We start from the raw sequence: 16473 nt of genomic DNA on the forward strand, positions 1-16473 counted from the left end.
GGTGAGCGAGACTCAGGCGGTGAGGTCGGCCGCGGTCGGCACGCGACCGGCGATCTCCTCGATCACGTCGTCGTCGAGGCGCGCGTTCTCGAACGGCGCGTCGATCTCGGCGCGGTCGAGCAGCTCGGTCATGCGACGCTGACGCTGACGCGTGATCAGCGTGACGACACGACCCGAACGACCCGCGCGGCCGGTACGGCCCGAGCGGTGCAGGTACGTCTTGTACTCGTCGGGAGCGTCGGCCTGGACGACCAGGTCGATGTCGTCGACGTGGATGCCGCGGGCGGCGACATCCGTGGCGACGAGCACGTTCACGCGGCCCGAGGTCAGACGCTCGAGGTTGCGCGTGCGCTTGGCCTGGTTCAGGTCGCCGTGCAGCGAGACGGCCGGGATGCCGGCGTCGTCGAACTGCTCGGCGAGCATGTCGGCGTAGGCACGGGTGCGAGCGAAGACCAGCGTCTTGCCGGCACGGTCGACGAGAGAGGTGAGGATGTCGGCCTTGTCACGGTGCTCGATCACGAGCACGCGGTGCTCGATCGTGCTGGAATCCTGGTCCTCACCGGCGACCTCGTACACGGCCGGGTCGACGAGGAACTCGTCGACGAGAGCCGCGACCTCACGGTCGAGCGTGGCCGAGAACAGCAGCTTCTGGCTGCCGTCGGCGGTGTGACGCAGGATGCGCTGCACGGGCTCGACGAACCCGAGCTCGCACATGTGGTCGGCCTCGTCGAGCACCGCGATGCGGCAGTCCGAGAGGTCGAGCTTGCCCTGGTTGATGAGGTCTTCGACACGACCGGGGGTGCCGATCACGATGTCGACGCCCTTCTTCAGCGCACCCACCTGGCGGCCCTGCGGGACACCACCGTAGATCTGCGTGGTGAACAGGCCGACGCTGCGGGCGATCGGCTGAATCGTGCGATCGATCTGCAGCGCGAGCTCGCGCGTCGGAGCGAGGATGATCGCACGCGGCGACCGCCCGAACTCACGGCGCTTGCCTGCCTGCGACTGCAGCACGCGCTCGACGAGCGGTGCACCGAAGGCGATGGTCTTGCCGGAGCCGGTGCGACCACGGGCGAGCACGTCGCGCCCGGCGAGGACGGCCGGGATGCTCGCGGCCTGGATCGGGAACGGCGTGGCCGCGCCCATTCCGACCAGGGTCTCGACGATATTCGAGCCGAGACCGAGGTCGCCGAAGGTCACACCGTCGACCTCGACGGCCGCGACGGACTTCGCCTCGAGGCGCTCGTGCACGACGTCGTCGCCCGGGGTGAACTTGGCCCCGGTGGACTCGGGCCGGCTGGTGGCGTTCCAGTCGTTGCGGCTCGGACGCTCGTTGCGCGCCGGACGCCCGCGGGTGTCGGAGGTCAGCGGGCGCGGACGCTCGGTGCGGTACGCGCCACCGGTCGACGGACGCGAACGCTCGTCACGGCCGCCCTCGTACGAACGCTGCGTGCGGTCGCGGTCGAAGGCCCGACGGGCGCGGTCGGCGTCGTACGAACGCTCGCCGCCGCGGTCGGCGCCACGGTCGTTGCTCCGGGCACGGTCGCCGCCGCGGTCGTCACGACGCGGACGCTCGTCGCGGTCGAACCGGGGGCGCTCGGCGCCACGGTCGTTGTTGAACCGGGGACGCTCGGCGCCACGGTCGCTGTTGAACCGGGGACGCTCGCCGCCGCCACGGCGGTCGTCGCGGACCGGACGCCCGCCATCGCGGTGGTCGTTGTCACGGAAGCCCTGACGCTGGGTGCCGGCGCCACGGTCGTCACGACGCGAGCGGTCGTCGCGGTCGAAGCGGGAGCGGTCGCCGCCGCGCTCGTCGCGGTAGGTTCCGGGACCGGTCGGGCGCTGTCCGCTCGGACGCTGTCCGCCACGGTCGTCCCGACGCGGACGGTCGTCGAAGCGGCCGCCGGCGCTGGGCCGGTCGTTGTAGCGAGGACGCTCGGAGCGGTCGTCGTTGCGGTGGTGCGGTGCCTCGCGGCGTCCGGACTCGGCGCGGTTGCGGATGCCCCGGGCCTCGTCGCGGCCGGCACGCTCGGAGGCGTTCCAGCGCTGCTTGGGCGCACCCGACTCGGGCTCGGCCGGGCGGTATCCACGGTGACCGGCGCTGCGGCTGCCGGGACGACGGTCGTAGCCGCCGGCGGCGGGGGCGGAGCGGCGGTCGCCGGCATCCGCGCGGGCACCACGCTCGTCGCGCGCACCGTCACGGGCGGGGCCGCCGTTGTGGCGGTCGTGGAAGGAGGTCTTCTTGGCGCCGTAGCGCGGCTCGAAGTTGGCGGCGGGACGTCCGCCGCGGGGCTTCTTGTTCTTGGGCATTGCGTTGTCTTTCTGTGTTCTCGCACGAGAACAGCGCCGCGCACACGCGCGAGCACCCTGCGCGTGGTCGGATGCGACCAGCGGGGTTCCGGACTGTCAGCGGCCGGGGCCATTCATGTGATGGTTGATTAGCGTCGAGCGACGCTCACCATCGGCCCCTGGACTCACACTTCACACACATAAAACGTCCGCGCCAACGCGCGGGTGTCCGAAGCCGACCGCACAAGTGTAGCCGACGCGCCTGAGAGAGTGCCGACGCGGGGGTGGCCGTACGATGTCGAAGTGACTTCCGCATCCCCCACCGGCGCCCAGATCACCCTCCGACTCGGCGATGCGACCGCCCAGATCGCGCAGGTCGGCGCGTCTCTGCGGTCGCTGCGCCTCGGCGGCGTCGACCTCGTCCCTCCATACCCGCTCGATCAGCCGACGCCCGCCTGTTCCGGCGTGGTCCTCGCCCCGTGGCCGAACCGCGTGCGCGACGGTCGGTGGGATGACGACGGAACCCCGCGCCTGCTCGCGATCACCGAGCCGAAGCTGAACAATGCGAGTCACGGCCTGCTGCGCTTCACGGCGTACGAGGTGTCGCACACCGACGCCGAAGCCGTGCTGCGGGCGACGATCGTGCCCCAGACCGGCTACCCGTACCTGATCGAGACCGCCGTGACCTACACGCTCACGCCCGACGGCATCGAGGTCACGCACACACTCACCAACCGCTCGGCGACGCCCGCGCCGGTCGCTCTCGGCACGCACCCCTTCGTGACGATCGGCGACGTCGACCCGCATGACCTGGTGCTGCGTGTTCCCGCCGAGACGGCGTTCACGACCGACGAGCGGATGCTCCCCACCGACACCCGTCCCGCCGAGGCCGCCCTGCGCGACGGGGTCCGGCTGGGCGACGTCACCCTCGACACCGGCTTCACCGGCCTCGCCCGCGACGCCGACGGCCGAGTGCGGCACTCGCTCACGGCACCCGACGGCCGCCGCGTGACCCTGTGGCAGGGCGAGGGCTTCGACTACGTGCAGGTGTACACGACGCCCGCCTACCCGGGGCAGAGCCTCGCGGTCGCGATCGAGCCGATGACCGCGCCCGCCGATGCGCTGAACAGCGGCCTCGGCATCCGTCGTCTCGCCCCCGACGAGACCTGGACCCTGCACTGGGGCATCGCCCTCGGCTGACCTGTTCCGACTCGTCGCAGGGTCGGGCCGTTCACAACTCCTCAATAACCGAGCCGAAAGGCCCCGGATCGCGCATGTGGGTGCGGATCCGGGGCCTTTCTGCGGAGTTGTGAACAGCCGGCGGGCGAGACCGCACGCCCGCCGGACGGGAACTACTCCCCGCGGTCGCGCAGCTCGCGCCGCGTGAGCTGCGGCGCGTGCGGCAGGCCGGACGCGTCGATCAGCACCGATCCGGCCGGAGCCACCGCGGCACCCGACGTGTCGGGGTCGACGGGAGCATCCGGCTTCGGCGCTCCGCCGGCATCCGATCCTCCGGCCTTGCGTGCGGCCCGCCGCTCCTTGGCACCCTCGACGAGGTTGTAGAGCGTGGGCAGCACGATCAGTGTCAGCACGGTCGAGGAGAGCAGTCCGCCGATCACGACGATCGCCAGCGGCTGCGAGATGAACCCGCCGTGGCCGGTGATGCCGAGAGCCATCGGCGTCAGCGCGAGGATGGTCGCGAGCGCGGTCATGAGGATCGGCCGCAGACGCTTCTCGCCACCGGCCTTCACCGCCTCGATGGTCGACAGACCCTTCTCCCGATACTGGTTCACGAGGTCGACGAGCACGATCGCGTTCGTCACCACGATGCCGATGAGCATCAGCACACCGATCAGCGAGGCGACACCGAGCGGCACGCCCGTGACGATCTGCAGCAGGATCGCGCCGGTCGCCGCGAACGGCACCGAGACGAGCAGCAGCAGCGGCTGGCGCAGCGACTTGAAGACCGCGACCATCACCACGTAGACGATCAGGATCGCCGCGAGCATCGCGAGTCCGAGCTGCGAGAACGAGTCGGCCTGCTGCGAGGCGACACCGCCGACCTCGGCGGAGGCTCCGTCGGGCAGGTCGGCCGCGGCGAGCGCCTCGGTCACCGACTGCGTGGCGGTGGCGAGGTTGTCGGATGCCGGCGGCACGGTGACCGTCGATGTCCGGCGACCCTGCTCGGTCGTGATCGAGGTGGGCCCGTTGCGCTGCTCGACGGTCGCGATGTCCTGCAGCTGCACGACGCCGAGCGGGGTCGGGATCGCGAGCTCCTTGAGCGCCTGGACCGTGGTCGGCGGCTCCGGCGTGACGATGTAGATGGTCAGCGCGGTGTCGTCGATCTCGACCGATCCGGCCTGCTGCGGACGCATGGTGTTCGAGACGATCGAGCCGACCGCGACCTCGGAGAGACCGCGCTGGGCGGCTGCCTCCCGGTCGACGACCACGGCGATGTACGGCAGCGAGGCGGCGAGGTTGTCGGTCACCTGGCCGACGCCGTCGCGTCCGTCGAGCTCCTCGACGACCGAGGTGGTCGCGGTCTGCAGGTCGTCGGCGTTGGATGCCGTGACCGTGATCTCGATGTCGCTCGAGCCGAAGCCGGCGGATGCCGCGACCGACACCTCGCCCACGTCGTCGCCGAGTCCGTCGATCGCGTCCTGCACGTCGGCGCGCAGCTTCTCCTGGTCGGCGTCGCCGTCGGTGAGCACCGAGTAGGTGACACCCGCTCCGCCCGAGAACGCGTCGCTGAGGGCCGAGCCGCTGGTGCCGATCGAGGCCTGCACGTGCTCGATGCCGTCGATGCCGAGGAGTGCGTCCTCGACCTCGACCGCGGCATCCGACTTCGCCTGCAGGCTCGCGGTCGGGCCGAGGTCCTGCGTGACGGTCATGGTGTTCTGGCCGGAGTCGCTCAGGAAGTTGATCTTCATGAGCGGTGCGGCGGCGAGCGTGGCGCCGAGCACCACGACGGCGAGGATCACCGTGACACCGGAGTGCTTCAGAGTCCAGCCGAGGATCGGCCGGTAGACGCGCTGCAGCTGCGTGGGCGGAGCATCCGGGTGCTCGGGGTCGATGACGTTGCCGTGCTCGTCGACGAGCTCCTTGCCCGGCTTGAGGAACCAGTATGCGAGCACCGGGACGATGGTGAGAGCGACCAGGAGCGAGGCGACCATCGCAATGGTCACGGTCATGGCGAACGGTCGGAACAGCTCGCCGACCATGTCGCCGACGAAGACGATCGGCAGGAACACCGCGACGGTCGTGATCGTGGATGCCGTGATCGCCATGGCGACCTCGCGCACGGCGAGGCGGATCGCATCACCCTTGTCGGCATCGCCGACGTAGTGACGTTTGATGTTCTCGATCACCACGATGGAGTCGTCGACCACGCGGCCGATCGCGATCGTGAGCGCACCGAGGGTCAGCACGTTGAGCGAGTAGCCGAACGCCTGCAGCCCGATGAAGGTGATGAGCACGCTCGTCGGGATCGAGATGGCGGTGACGAGCGTGGAGCGGATCGACATCAGGAACACGAGGATCACGATCACCGCGAACACCAGGCCGAGCAGGCCCTCGGTCGCCAGCGTCTCGATCGACTGCACGATGAACGGCGCCTGGTCGAAGATGATCGTGAACTCGGCGTCGGGGAAGGCGTCGCTGATCGTGTCGAGCGCGGCGATCACGCCGTTCGACACCTCCACGGTGTTCGCGGCGGGGAGCTTGGTGATCGAGATCGAGAGCGCGTCCTTGCCGTCGACGCGCGAGATCGAGGTGACCGGGTCGGACTCCTGCACGACCGTGGCGACATCACCGATGGTCGAGGTGGTGCCGACGAGCGGGAGTGCCGCGATCTCTTCGACCGAGGTGATCTTCGCTCCGGTCTGCACCGTGAGCGTCTGACCGTTCTCGGTGATGTCCCCGCCGGGGAAGAGCGTGCCGTTCTGCTGCAGCGCATTGCTGATCGCCTGCGTGCTCTGGCCTTCGGCGGCGAGCTTGGCGGGGTCGGGCGTGATGCTGATGCGCTGCCCGACACCGCCGACGATCTCGGCGGCGTTCACGCCATCGACGTCTTCCAGCTCGGGGATCGCGACGGATTCGAGCTCGGCCTGCGCGTTGTCGGCATCCTCGAATCCGGTGACGGCCACCTGGATCACCGGGAAGTCGTCGATGGAGACCGACAGCACCTGCGGGGCCACGTCTTCCGGCAGCTGCGAGGAGACGCGGTTGATCGCCTGCTGGATCTTCTGCTCGGCGGTGGCGAGGTTGGTGCCGTAGGCGAACATCGCCTGCACGATCGAGGCGTTCGTGGTGCTGGTGGCCGTGGTCGACTCCAACCCCGGCACTCCCTGGATAGCCGACTCGATCGGCGTCGACACGTCGTTCTCGACGACCTCCGGCGAGGCACCGGGGTACGTCGTCATCACGACGAGCGCCGGCAGCTCGAGCGAAGGGATCAGCTCCTGCTTGAGGTTGGTGAGCGCGAGCCCGCCGAACACCGCCGCGACGATGGTGATCAGGGCGATGAGCGCGCGGTTCTTGAGGCTCAGGATGGCGAGTTTCGACAAGGCGGTTTCCTCGGTGTCAGGGTGTGGCTGTCGCTGCGGAGGGAGTGGAGACGGAATCTCCGAGGATCCGCGCCAGTGCGGTCTCGATGAAGGACTGTTCGAGATGGGCGTCGCGGATCTGCATGCTCCACATGACGCCGTCGATGAAGATCATCGCCGCTCGGGCGCGGTCTTCGCCATAGGTCGGCTCGAGAAGTTCTACGAGCCGGTCGGAGAGATGACGTGCGAGCTCGCGCAGCCGGGGGTCGTGCACGGCCGCGGTGACCACGGCGCGGTCGGCCTGCACGGCATGGTGGTCGTCGAGGCTCTCGAACACGAGCGCGGCGATCACGGCGGGGCTGTCCCCGCGGTCGGCGATGGTCTGCCGGACGCCGTCGAGGCGCGCATCGACCTCGTCGGCGAGCGCGCGGAAGGCGGCCGAGCGGAGGTCATCGAGGGTGTCGAAGTACTGGGTGGTCGCACCGAGGGGAACGCCCGCGCGGGCGGCGACCTTGCGGTGGGTGACGGCCTCGGCGCCCACTTCGACGATGAGCTCGGCGGCCGCGGTCACGATCTCGCGACGGCGCGCTTCAGGGTCACGTCGACGACGCGACCCATCACCCATCCGAACCCCCTGGACATCCGTACATGTACGTTTGTACATTTCCGGATTGTGAGGACGCTGGGAGCGGTCAGAACAACGAGCCGACAGCCAGCCCGAGACCCGCGGCGAGCAGGCCGAGCAGCAGCATCCCGACGGCATTGAAGACGGATGCCGGGCGCTCGCCGTCGCGCCACAGGGCGACCGTGTCGAGCATCGCGGTGCTGAAGGTCGTGTACCCGCCGAGCAGCCCGGCGCCGAGCAGGAACGCGGCATCCGGCAGTGCGGTCGTGACGATGCCGAGCGCGAAGGATCCGGAGAGGTTCACCAGCAGGATCCCCCACGGAAACCGGCGACCGGCCAGCCGGGCGACGCCGAGGTCGACGACGTATCGCAGCACCGCACCGACACCCCCGGCGAGCGCGGCGCCGACGAACAGCAGCGGGCTCACGATGTCGCTCCGGCGCGCGGGCGGGCGATGCGCAGCCCGAGAGCTGCCGCGCCGAGCCCGAGCACGAGGCTGCCCGCGGCATAGGCGAACGCGAGCACCGGAGCATCCGCCCACAGCTCCACGCTCCCCGTCATGAAGGCGCTGTACGTCGTGAAGCCGCCGAGCACCCCGGTGCCGAGCAGCAGTCGCAGATCCGTGGAAGCGGGGATCCGGGCGGCCAGCACACCGATCAGCAGGGCACCGAGCACGTTCGCGACGAGCACCGCGACGGGCAGACCGCCGGCGTCCGGGAGAGCGAGCCCCAGGCCGAGTCGTGCCGCCGTGCCCACCGTGCCGCCCGCGGCGACGAGGAGGATGCGGCGGAGGGTCACCTCGCCACTGTAGTCGCGCGTGACAGTGCGCCGCGGCGATGTCAAGGGCGTGGATGCCGGGCACCGCACGCCGTTGACTGTGCACATGACCCCTCTGTGGAAGCTCGAGAAGTCGCTGCCGACCGGATCGCCCTTCGAGGAGGGTGCGCGACACGACGTCGTGGTCGTCGGCGCCGGCATCACCGGCCTCACGACGGCCGTCATGCTCACCCGGGCCGGGCTCGACGTGGCCGTGATCGACGCGGGTGGCATCGCCGAGCTCGCGACCGGTGCGAACACCGGCAAGCTGTCGCTCCTGCAGGGGTCACGGCTCGCGGCGATCCGGCGCCACCACCCGGCGTCGCTCGTGCGCGCGTACGTCGACGCCAACAGGTCGGGGATGGAGTGGCTGACCGCCTTCGCCGAGAGCGCGGATGTGCCGTTCACCCGCCACACCGACCACTCCTACGCGCAGGGTCCCGACGGCGCAGGAGACGTGCGCGACCAGCACGACGCTGCCCGCGAGGCCGGGCTGCCGACACGGATGCTGGCCGCCACCACGGTGCCGTCGACGCCGTTCCCGGTGGCCGCCGCCGTGGCCCTCGACGATCAGATCGCGATCGACCCGGTCGCCGTGACCGTCGCGCTCGCCCACGAGCTGCTGAGTGCGGGCGGCACGCTGCACATCGGCGTCCGCGCCACCGGTACCCGCGCGCTGCCCGGTCGCGTCGACACCACGGCGGGGCCCATCTTCGCTGACCACATCGTGCTCGCGACCGGCACCCCGATCACCGACCGCGGGCTGTACTTCGCCAAGACGCACGGGCTGCGGTCGTACTGCGTGTCGTTCCGGGTGCCGGGCGATGTGCCCGCGGGGATGTTCCTCTCGGTCGACGGCCCGACTCGCTCGGTCCGTCCGGTGAGCGCGGCCGACGGGCCCGGGGGCGAGGCCCAGCTCGTCGTCGGAGGCAACGGCCACCCGGTCGGCAGGTCCGACAGCGAGAAGGCCGCGGTCGAAGACCTCGTCGCCTGGACACAGCTGCACTTCCCCGGCGCCGAGGAGACGCATCGATGGTCGGCGCAGGACTACGAGTCGCACAACCTGATCCCGTTCGTCGGTGCGATGCCCCGCGGTCTCGGCCGCATCCGGTTCGCGACGGGCTACGCCAAATGGGGCCTATCGAACGCGCCGGCCGCCGCACAGCGTCTCACCGCCGAGATCCTCGGCACGCCGTGGCGCGACCGGCCGACCTGGATGACGACCATCGGCACGCGTATGACCATGCCCGCCGACCTCGGACGCGGAGCGGTCGAGGGCGGGAAGGTCGCGGCCGCGCTCGCCGGCGGATGGGCGGATGCCGAGAGCCGCTCGGTCCCCGTCGCGAAGCCTGCCGAGGGCGAGGGCGTGGTGGCGAACCGGGGCGGTCGTCCGGTCGGCGTCTCGACGGTCCACGGCGTGACGCGCGCGGTCGGCGCGGTGTGCACGCACATGGGCGGCGTGCTCGAGTGGAACGATGCCGAGTGCACGTGGGACTGCCCGCTGCACGCCTCACGGTTCGCGGCCGACGGCACCCGCATCGAGGGTCCGGCGGTGAAGGACCTCAGTCGCCTGCCGCGCTCGGGCCGGGAGTGACCGGGCCGGTCGTCGGGCCGTCGTCCCACCCCTCCTGAGGCGTGTCTCCGTTCTCGCGGAACACGTACTGCGACACGAGCTTGCGCTGGCTGCTCGACCAGTCGATCGCGGGGCGGCGCTGCTCGGGCGGCAGGTAGCCCAGCCGGTAGACGGCCATGAGCTCGAGGTCGTCGGGCACCCGCAGCAGCTCGACGATCTCGTCCCAGCGCCCCGGCACCTCCATCGGGAAGGAGATGAACTGGATGCCCATGCCGAGCTCGACCGTCGTGAGCCAGATGTTCTCCATGGCCGCCCCCATGCTGAACACCGAGTAGAACGACGACAGCTGCCCCGGCCGGTACTCGCTGCGGTCGAGCATGACGCCGATCAGCAGCGGCGACCCCGCGACGAGCTTGCGGTTCTCGGAGCCGAGGGTCTTGGGCACCCCGAACGTGTTCATGAGCGTCTGCCCGCGCTTGGTGAACACCTGGCTCGTGAACGGGCGGAGGGCGGCGGGCAGCTTGTCGAACAGCATCCCACTGCGCTTCTCTTCCATCTCGGCCTGGCTGAAGCGGAAGTACGGCTTGTAGCGCTCGAAGAACGTGCCGTTCGACATCGCCTCGGTCATGCTCTCGCCCGAGATGCGGGCGATCTGCTCGATGGTGTCGCGGCTCTCGATCACGACGAACCGCCACGGCTGGCTGTTCAGCTGCGAGGGCGCGCGGCCCGCGGCTTCGAGGAGGATGCGCTGATGCTCCTCCGACACCGGGTCGGGCAGGAAGGGCCCGTTCGTGGTCTTGCGGCGGCGGATGGCGTCGAGCAGTTCCATGCGGTCACTTCCGGTCGGCGGGGCGGAGCGAGACGACGAGTCCCGCGACGATGAAGGGGGCCGCGGCGAGCGCGACGAGTGGATGCCGGCGGCCGTGGCTGCCGAGGTATGGGATCGCGGCGAGGGGGCCCGCCGCGGGGAGCAGTGCGAGGGCGGCGCGGCGACCGGAGGTGCGGGGGCCGCGGGACCAGCCGACCACGGTGGCCGCGGCGACGGTGGTGCAGGTCACGATGTAGAGCGCGTGATGCAGCCAGCGGAACCGGCTGGTGTCGATGAGCCGGGCGGCGACCGAGGCGCCGAGTGCACAGTTCGCGGTGTAGGCCGCTGTCGCGACGAGGAACAGCGGCGATGCATCCCTGTCCCTGTGCCGCCGACTCATGGCACGACCCTACGCCCGCCCCCGCACCGGGGACTCCCCCTTGCACCCCGACCCGCCGTTCGCTAGGCCCGGATACGCCGGGAGGGGCGTTTCGTCTCGCTCCGCTCGCTCAACGACCGCAGTCGTCGCGGCCGTTGAGCGAGGAGCGCGAACGCCCCCCACCCGGTCGTTGAGCGAGGAGCGCAGCGACGAGACGAAACGCCCCCACTCGCTAGAGGTTCGCCTCCGCATAGATGCGGAGCGCGTCGCGGACGAACTCCGCGCCGTGGGTGCCGCCGGACGACGTCGCGTAATTCGCGCCGAAGCGCGGATCCGCGACGTACATCTCGCCGAGCCCGATCACGTACGCCTTGACGTCGCCGCCGGGGACGGCCGCGGGCGTACCCGGGATGCCCGTGAGCCACTCCACGTGGCGTCGCGCGACGTCCTGAGCCTCGGCGGATGCCGGGTCGATGCCGCTTTCCGCCGCGGCGATCCAGTCGCGTCCGAGGTCGGACACGCGCTGCTGCCAGTCGGCGCGCTCGGCATCCGCCATCCCCCGCCACCAGCGGTCGCTGTCGGCGTAGGCCTTCTTGCCCCAACGATCCTCGACCTCCTCCTTGTACTGGGTGTGGTCGAAGCCGTCGAACATGTTCTCTGCCATGAGGTTCTCACCTCCTCTCAATGCTGTGATGGTCGATTCGACCGACGCGATCTGCCGCGCCAGCCGGGCTTGCTCCTCGCGCAGCAGCGCGAGATGGGTCTCGAGGGCGGGTGCTTCGCCGCGCTCGCGTTCGAGCACCTCCGCGATCTGCGGCAGCCCGAGTCCGAGCTCCCGCAGCAGGAGGATGCGCTGCAGCCGTACGAGCGCCTGTCCGTCGTAGTGCCGGTAGCCGTTGCTCGCGATGCGCGAAGGCGGCAGCAGTCCGATGTCGTCGTAGTGCCGCAGCGTGCGACTCGTGGTTCCCGCCAGCCGCGCGATCTCCTGGATGGACCAGTCGTCCCGTTCCATGTCGCCTTCTTCCTGTTCGATATCTCGACTCTAGAAGTTGACGTTGCGTCAAGGTCAAGTAGTCCGCCACTCCTTCTCGAGTGCACGGGTTACCGACGACTGCACGGGCTGTCGACGCGGTCAGGCCGTGCATTCGACAGCTTCCCGTGCACTCGGAGCAGCGACGGTGGAGCGTCAGCACTGAGCGGGCGTAGCGGGCCTTCATCAGCGCGAGAGTGGAGTCCTGGGCGTACCAACAGATCGCGGACGCTGACGGACGAAGATCGCGTCAAGCGCGGCGGTCAAATAGACCGTCCTGCCTTCTTACAGTGGAGCGATCTTTCCTGGAACCCCGGCGAGTGTGGTCCCGGGGAGGCGGTCACCGGTGCTCGATCGCATCGTCGGGGTCGGCCGTCCTCGGCCGCACCTTGTCTCCGACAGACAGGGCGACGAAGCACATGACGCTTCCGAGAACGGCGAGTCCGCCGACGACCGCGAAGGCCTGATACCAATCCCACACGAGCAGATAAATCGGGAAGATACCACGACAGCCGCCAAGGCGTTGGGGATGAGGACATGGCGGATACTGTTGCGGCTGACTCGCGATGATCCGCCACTCACCGGTCGCTCGAGAGACCAGCACATCAGCGCGACCGGCACTCCCCCGGCCGCGAAGATCGTGAAGGTGCCGAGCAGGGGCGTGACATGGTCTGGCTCTACGGGAGATACCTCCCAACCGCCGACCGATCCGTAGCGGAACAACGCAACGATCGCAGCCGTCACCAACACGGCACCAAGCAGCAGGAGCATGAGGGGGAACGCTCTTGTCCTTCTCGACGTCATCGCGACTCCTCCATAAGCGCCGAAAGGTTAGAAGCCTGCTGTCGCCAGGTCGGCTTCGCCGCTTCGAACCGGCTGAGAGACGCGAAAGTGAAGAAGTCGGCGTCATGCTTGGTCGTTCCGATGGGGTGATCAAAACGATACGAGTACGACCAGATTCCAGCCGGACACTCGGCGGTCGAGGTCATATGAGTGAACCCAGGAACGCGTTGACCTCTTCGTCGAGAACCAAGAGCAGGAAAGACTCTGCATCGTAGATGGAGTGGATGACGACCTGCACCTCGCTTGCGAGCAGCAGAACATCCGAGTCGGAGAGCGAACCGACGGAAGGACGAAGCGTCTGACCTTGCCTGTTGCCCGATATGAACGCATTCAACGGGTACCCCGAGGCTCCTCTCCGAATCAGGCGGGTCAGATCTTGGGAAGGTGATTGAAGGCCCTCCCAACGAATAACCCTGTCGTCGACGAAGGAGACACCATCGAGCCCCGGGTCGCCACGACGCGATAAGTCGTCATCAACAATGAGAATTCCGTCCGAGACCGCGGGTAATCCCCGGAAGATCCGGGGGAGCACGCTATCGGCGTCGCCAAGCCGCGCAGACTGCGAAAAGGGGGAAGCCTCAAGACTCACGCGACCTTCTGGCACGATTGCATACGCATGGAGTGCTTCGCGGTCGAGTCTTGACAGCACTCGTCTCGAAACACGAGACCCCTGATCGAGGGATTCCGTCGACCAGTCAAGGCCTAAAGCTCGAGGGACCGAGGCCAGCGTTCCATGGACGTGCATCTGACCATCACCCATCTCTGCGAATGCTCACTCGGTTACTCCCGTCGAAGCACCCAGAGAGGTTCGAAAGACGTGTCCAGTTCACCGGGTGGAAAGAACTGCATCTCGAGAACACCATCATTCGATTGGAAGAGGAAACCCGTGTGCGTGCCATGTGAGCTGATTCACAGCGGAATCAGTCAACTAGAGAACACCGAGTGCCTCCAGAATCACCCACACGCCGATAGCTATAAAGACAACGCCGACTTCTACAATGCGCCTGGCCCCGTCCGAGTTTACTGATTTCGAGATCATCGGGCTGCCAATTTTCTCCGCCTTTCGAAGTATGCTCTTTCGCGCACTTTTTCGCATGACGATTAAGACGATGCCGAAGCCGACGATCAGTATTCCAATGACGAACATTCTGTACCTCCTCCGACTAGAACGTCCACGCAATCCCTCCGCTACATCCAGCGCCTCCGCCGCGCTGAACGCTCGCCTCAACGCTGTACGGCATCTGATAAGCACCGTCGTTGGCGCTCATGGGGATTACACCGATGGCACCGCTAAATCCAGCTCCGACCGGTCCCGCAGAAGCGGAACAGCCGCCCTACGATCATCGGGCCTCCACCCGCTTCCGTCGACTGCGCGGAGTAGAAAGATATACCCGCCTTGGGTCCAATCTGCAAACTTACAGTGAGACCCGGTCCCTAAACCGGTTTTTCCGCTCCGACACACACGACAGCACAGACCTGCGCCCCAATCGAGTACGTCGGCTCAGGTTTCTTAAAATCAGGGACAAGCGCCCAGTTCCGTCCGACTTCGCCGACTTCGAGATCATCGGACTGCCGATCTTCTTCGCCTTGCGCTCGATACCCTTCACCACACGCTTACGGAACACGATCACGGCGATGCCGAAGCAGACGACGAGTGTTCCGACCGCGGGCATAAGCGGGTTCATCAACGCACGCCGCTCATCAGTAAGGTTCACAATCGGCTTCGGTGCGCACGCCGTTGACCAGCCGAACAGCCAGGATGCTGAGCGCACCGCCACCGACCGCTGCCAGCGCCACGAATGCGAGCACAGCGGGAAAGTACCAGACGAAGATAAAACTGAGAAGGGAACAGGCCGCGGGGCCCACGGCTACTCGCATCGGCCACGAACGAGGTGATCTCGGCTGCGGAACCAGCGACAAGAGACTCAACCCCGTGGGCACGAGAAGTCCGAAGACGGCGCTCGCCAGGACGGAACTCCACACAGCCTCGCCGTTGCCGGAGTCCGCGATACTTCCCCAGTCGAATCCAAACGAATACAGCCAGTACATCAATCCCAGCAGAGCGCCGACGGTCGCATTCGAAACCCCGAGAGCCACGAGGCAACGCACCCATCGCACGCGGTATCTCACTCCCAAGATCGTGCTCATCGTCGATTGTCCTCGAATTCGGGTGGCAGGGGTGGCGATCACTCGACTCTAGAGCTGACGATGCGTCACCGTCAGCATCGCCCCCCCACACACGCGAAAACGGCCCCACCCCCGATTCCGAGGGTTCGAGGGACGCCGGTCAGTCGACAGCGGATCCGAATGCGGTCACCGAGGCCGTCAGCGCGTCGGCGACCGCCTGCGCGTCGATGTCGAAGAGCACGTCGACGTTCGGCACGCCCTGCCACCGGTCGATCATCTGCACGACCGTCTGACCGCGGGTGTGCGTGCCGTTCAGCTCCACGTCCACGCGCAGCCGCCGCACGGTGAACCACTCGGGGTTGAGCGCATAGGCGACACAGGGAACGTCGTTGAGGTGCATGCCCTCGGTCTTCCACTCCGGCATGTCGTCGCGGTCGTCCTGGCGATCGGGGTAGCCGATCATCTCGCAGAGCGCCACACCCATCGGCGAGCGCGACTCCCAGAGGGTGCGGATGTGATCGGGCGAGAGCGAGAAGCTGCGGGACACATCCAGACCGACCTGCGTGAGCGGAGCACCGGACTGGATGACGATCTCGGCGGCCTCGGGGTCGTTGTAGATGTTCGCGCTCGCGACCGGGGTCACGTTGCCCCAGGTGAGGGCCGCCCCACCCATGTAGATGATGCGGCGCACCGAGCGCGCGAACTCCGGCTCCAGCTTGATCGCCAGCGCGACGTTCGTCAGCGGAGCGAGCGCCATGATGGTCACCTCGCCCGGCGCCGCCATGACCGTCTCGATCATCCGACGCACGGCATCGGATTCGACGTCGGCATCGGGATCCGGGTCCGGGTACTCCCAGTAGCCCACACCGCCGGGACGGTGGATGTGCTCCGCGAAGTTCGGCTCACCGACCAACGGCCGACTCGCACCCTTCCAGATGGGCAGATCGGGACGACCGGCGAGCGCCGCGATCTTGCGGGCGTTCGCCGTGGCGGTGTCGACATCGACGTTGCCGAATACCGTGGTCAGCGCCTCGATGTGGAAGGCGTCCGAGGCGAGCGCCCAGAACAGCGCTCCGGCGTCGTCGATCCCGGGGTCGGTGTCAATGATCAGTCGTTCCATATCCATGCTTTCTGTCATGTCCTAGCGGCTCACAGGCCGTTCGGACGCTTCACTGAGCCCCTCCGCGACCACCGGCTCCGCCCGTGCGACACGGGCGGAGCGCATGTAGACGAACAGGTACCAGCAGTTGATCGCGATCAGGGTGATGTTGAGCGCGACCATGGGCGCGCTGCCGAGCATCAGGTTGTAGGCCATGAGCATCGCCGATGCTCCGAGGTTCAGCCACCGGAGGCGCGAGATCGTCGGCTGGAGGATCGAGATGATCAGGAGAGCACTGCCGGCCCAGCCGACGATCTCACGCCAGGTATCCATCAGGCGG

At 68.2% G+C, this 16473-nt stretch carries 16 protein-coding genes; 2 read left to right on the top strand and 14 right to left on the bottom strand.

The window, feature by feature from the left end:
• Positions 1-12 precede the first annotated feature (12 nt).
• A complete protein-coding gene (locus OC372_RS15940) occupies positions 13-2310 on the bottom strand; it encodes a DEAD/DEAH box helicase (RefSeq protein WP_262002733.1) in 2298 nt (765 codons plus the stop codon).
• A 282-nt stretch (positions 2311-2592) separates the two neighbouring features.
• Between OC372_RS15940 and OC372_RS15945 the strand changes: the two genes are divergently transcribed.
• A complete protein-coding gene (locus OC372_RS15945; protein ID WP_262002736.1) occupies positions 2593-3489 on the top strand; it encodes an aldose 1-epimerase family protein in 897 nt (298 codons plus the stop codon).
• Positions 3490-3641: 152 nt separating this feature from the next.
• Here OC372_RS15945 and OC372_RS15950 read toward each other — a convergent pair whose 3' ends face one another.
• From OC372_RS15950 to OC372_RS15965, 4 genes are all read right to left on the bottom strand, one after another.
• Positions 3642-6854, bottom strand: coding sequence for an efflux RND transporter permease subunit (locus OC372_RS15950; protein WP_262002738.1), 3213 nt, complete (start codon positions 6852-6854; stop codon positions 3642-3644).
• Between the two features lie 16 nt (positions 6855-6870).
• Positions 6871-7458, bottom strand: a complete 588-nt coding sequence (locus OC372_RS15955; RefSeq protein ID WP_105710779.1) for a TetR/AcrR family transcriptional regulator — start codon at positions 7456-7458, stop codon at positions 6871-6873.
• 67 nt (positions 7459-7525) lie between these two features.
• Positions 7526-7885 (bottom strand): fluoride efflux transporter FluC, encoded by a 360-nt coding sequence (locus tag OC372_RS15960; protein ID WP_167632892.1) that lies wholly within the window; start codon positions 7883-7885, stop codon positions 7526-7528.
• A complete protein-coding gene (locus tag OC372_RS15965) occupies positions 7882-8256 on the bottom strand; it encodes a fluoride efflux transporter FluC (RefSeq protein ID WP_262002742.1) in 375 nt (124 codons plus the stop codon). The genes OC372_RS15960 and OC372_RS15965 overlap by 4 nt, the downstream gene beginning before the upstream one ends.
• Positions 8257-8341: 85 nt before the next feature.
• Here OC372_RS15965 and OC372_RS15970 point away from each other — a divergent pair, with 85 nt between their 5' ends.
• Positions 8342-9868 carry an FAD-dependent oxidoreductase gene (locus tag OC372_RS15970; RefSeq protein ID WP_262002744.1) on the top strand — a complete coding sequence of 509 codons (1527 nt, stop codon included), beginning with the start codon at positions 8342-8344 and terminating at the stop codon, positions 9866-9868.
• On the opposite strand, the gene OC372_RS15975 is transcribed toward OC372_RS15970, so the two are convergent.
• From OC372_RS15975 to OC372_RS16015, 9 genes are all read right to left on the bottom strand, one after another.
• Entirely contained in the window at positions 9837-10676 is an 840-nt protein-coding gene (locus tag OC372_RS15975; RefSeq protein ID WP_091032496.1) for a nitroreductase family protein, read from the bottom strand. The two genes, OC372_RS15970 and OC372_RS15975, sit on opposite strands and share 32 nt — an antisense overlap.
• Positions 10677-10680: 4 nt before the next feature.
• Positions 10681-11055 (bottom strand): hypothetical protein, encoded by a 375-nt coding sequence (locus OC372_RS15980; RefSeq protein ID WP_262002747.1) that lies wholly within the window; start codon positions 11053-11055, stop codon positions 10681-10683.
• A gap of 211 nt (positions 11056-11266) precedes the next feature.
• Entirely contained in the window at positions 11267-12046 is a 780-nt protein-coding gene (locus tag OC372_RS15985; protein WP_262002749.1) for a MerR family transcriptional regulator, read from the bottom strand.
• Between the two features lie 358 nt (positions 12047-12404).
• The gene (locus tag OC372_RS15990; RefSeq protein WP_262002751.1) at positions 12405-12545 is read right to left on the bottom strand and encodes a hypothetical protein; all 141 of its coding nucleotides are present in this window, start codon (positions 12543-12545) and stop codon (positions 12405-12407) included.
• Between the two features lie 504 nt (positions 12546-13049).
• Positions 13050-13496 (bottom strand): hypothetical protein, encoded by a 447-nt coding sequence (locus tag OC372_RS15995; RefSeq protein ID WP_262002753.1) that lies wholly within the window; start codon positions 13494-13496, stop codon positions 13050-13052.
• Positions 13497-13835: 339 nt separating this feature from the next.
• On the bottom strand, positions 13836-14054 hold the full coding sequence (locus OC372_RS16000) for a hypothetical protein (protein WP_262002755.1): 219 nt from the start codon (positions 14052-14054) through the stop codon (positions 13836-13838).
• Between the two features lie 554 nt (positions 14055-14608).
• Positions 14609-15055 carry a hypothetical protein gene (locus tag OC372_RS16005; protein WP_262002757.1) on the bottom strand — a complete coding sequence of 149 codons (447 nt, stop codon included), beginning with the start codon at positions 15053-15055 and terminating at the stop codon, positions 14609-14611.
• A 139-nt stretch (positions 15056-15194) separates the two neighbouring features.
• Complete coding sequence (locus tag OC372_RS16010; RefSeq protein WP_262002759.1) at positions 15195-16154, bottom strand: nucleoside hydrolase; 960 nt, start codon at positions 16152-16154, stop codon at positions 15195-15197.
• A 21-nt stretch (positions 16155-16175) separates the two neighbouring features.
• Entirely contained in the window at positions 16176-16466 is a 291-nt protein-coding gene (locus OC372_RS16015; protein ID WP_262002761.1) for a hypothetical protein, read from the bottom strand.
• Positions 16467-16473 lie beyond the last annotated feature (7 nt).

The sequence above is a fragment of the Microbacterium sp. Mcb102 genome (assembly GCF_024519805.1).
GTDB lineage: Bacteria > Actinomycetota > Actinomycetes > Actinomycetales > Microbacteriaceae > Microbacterium.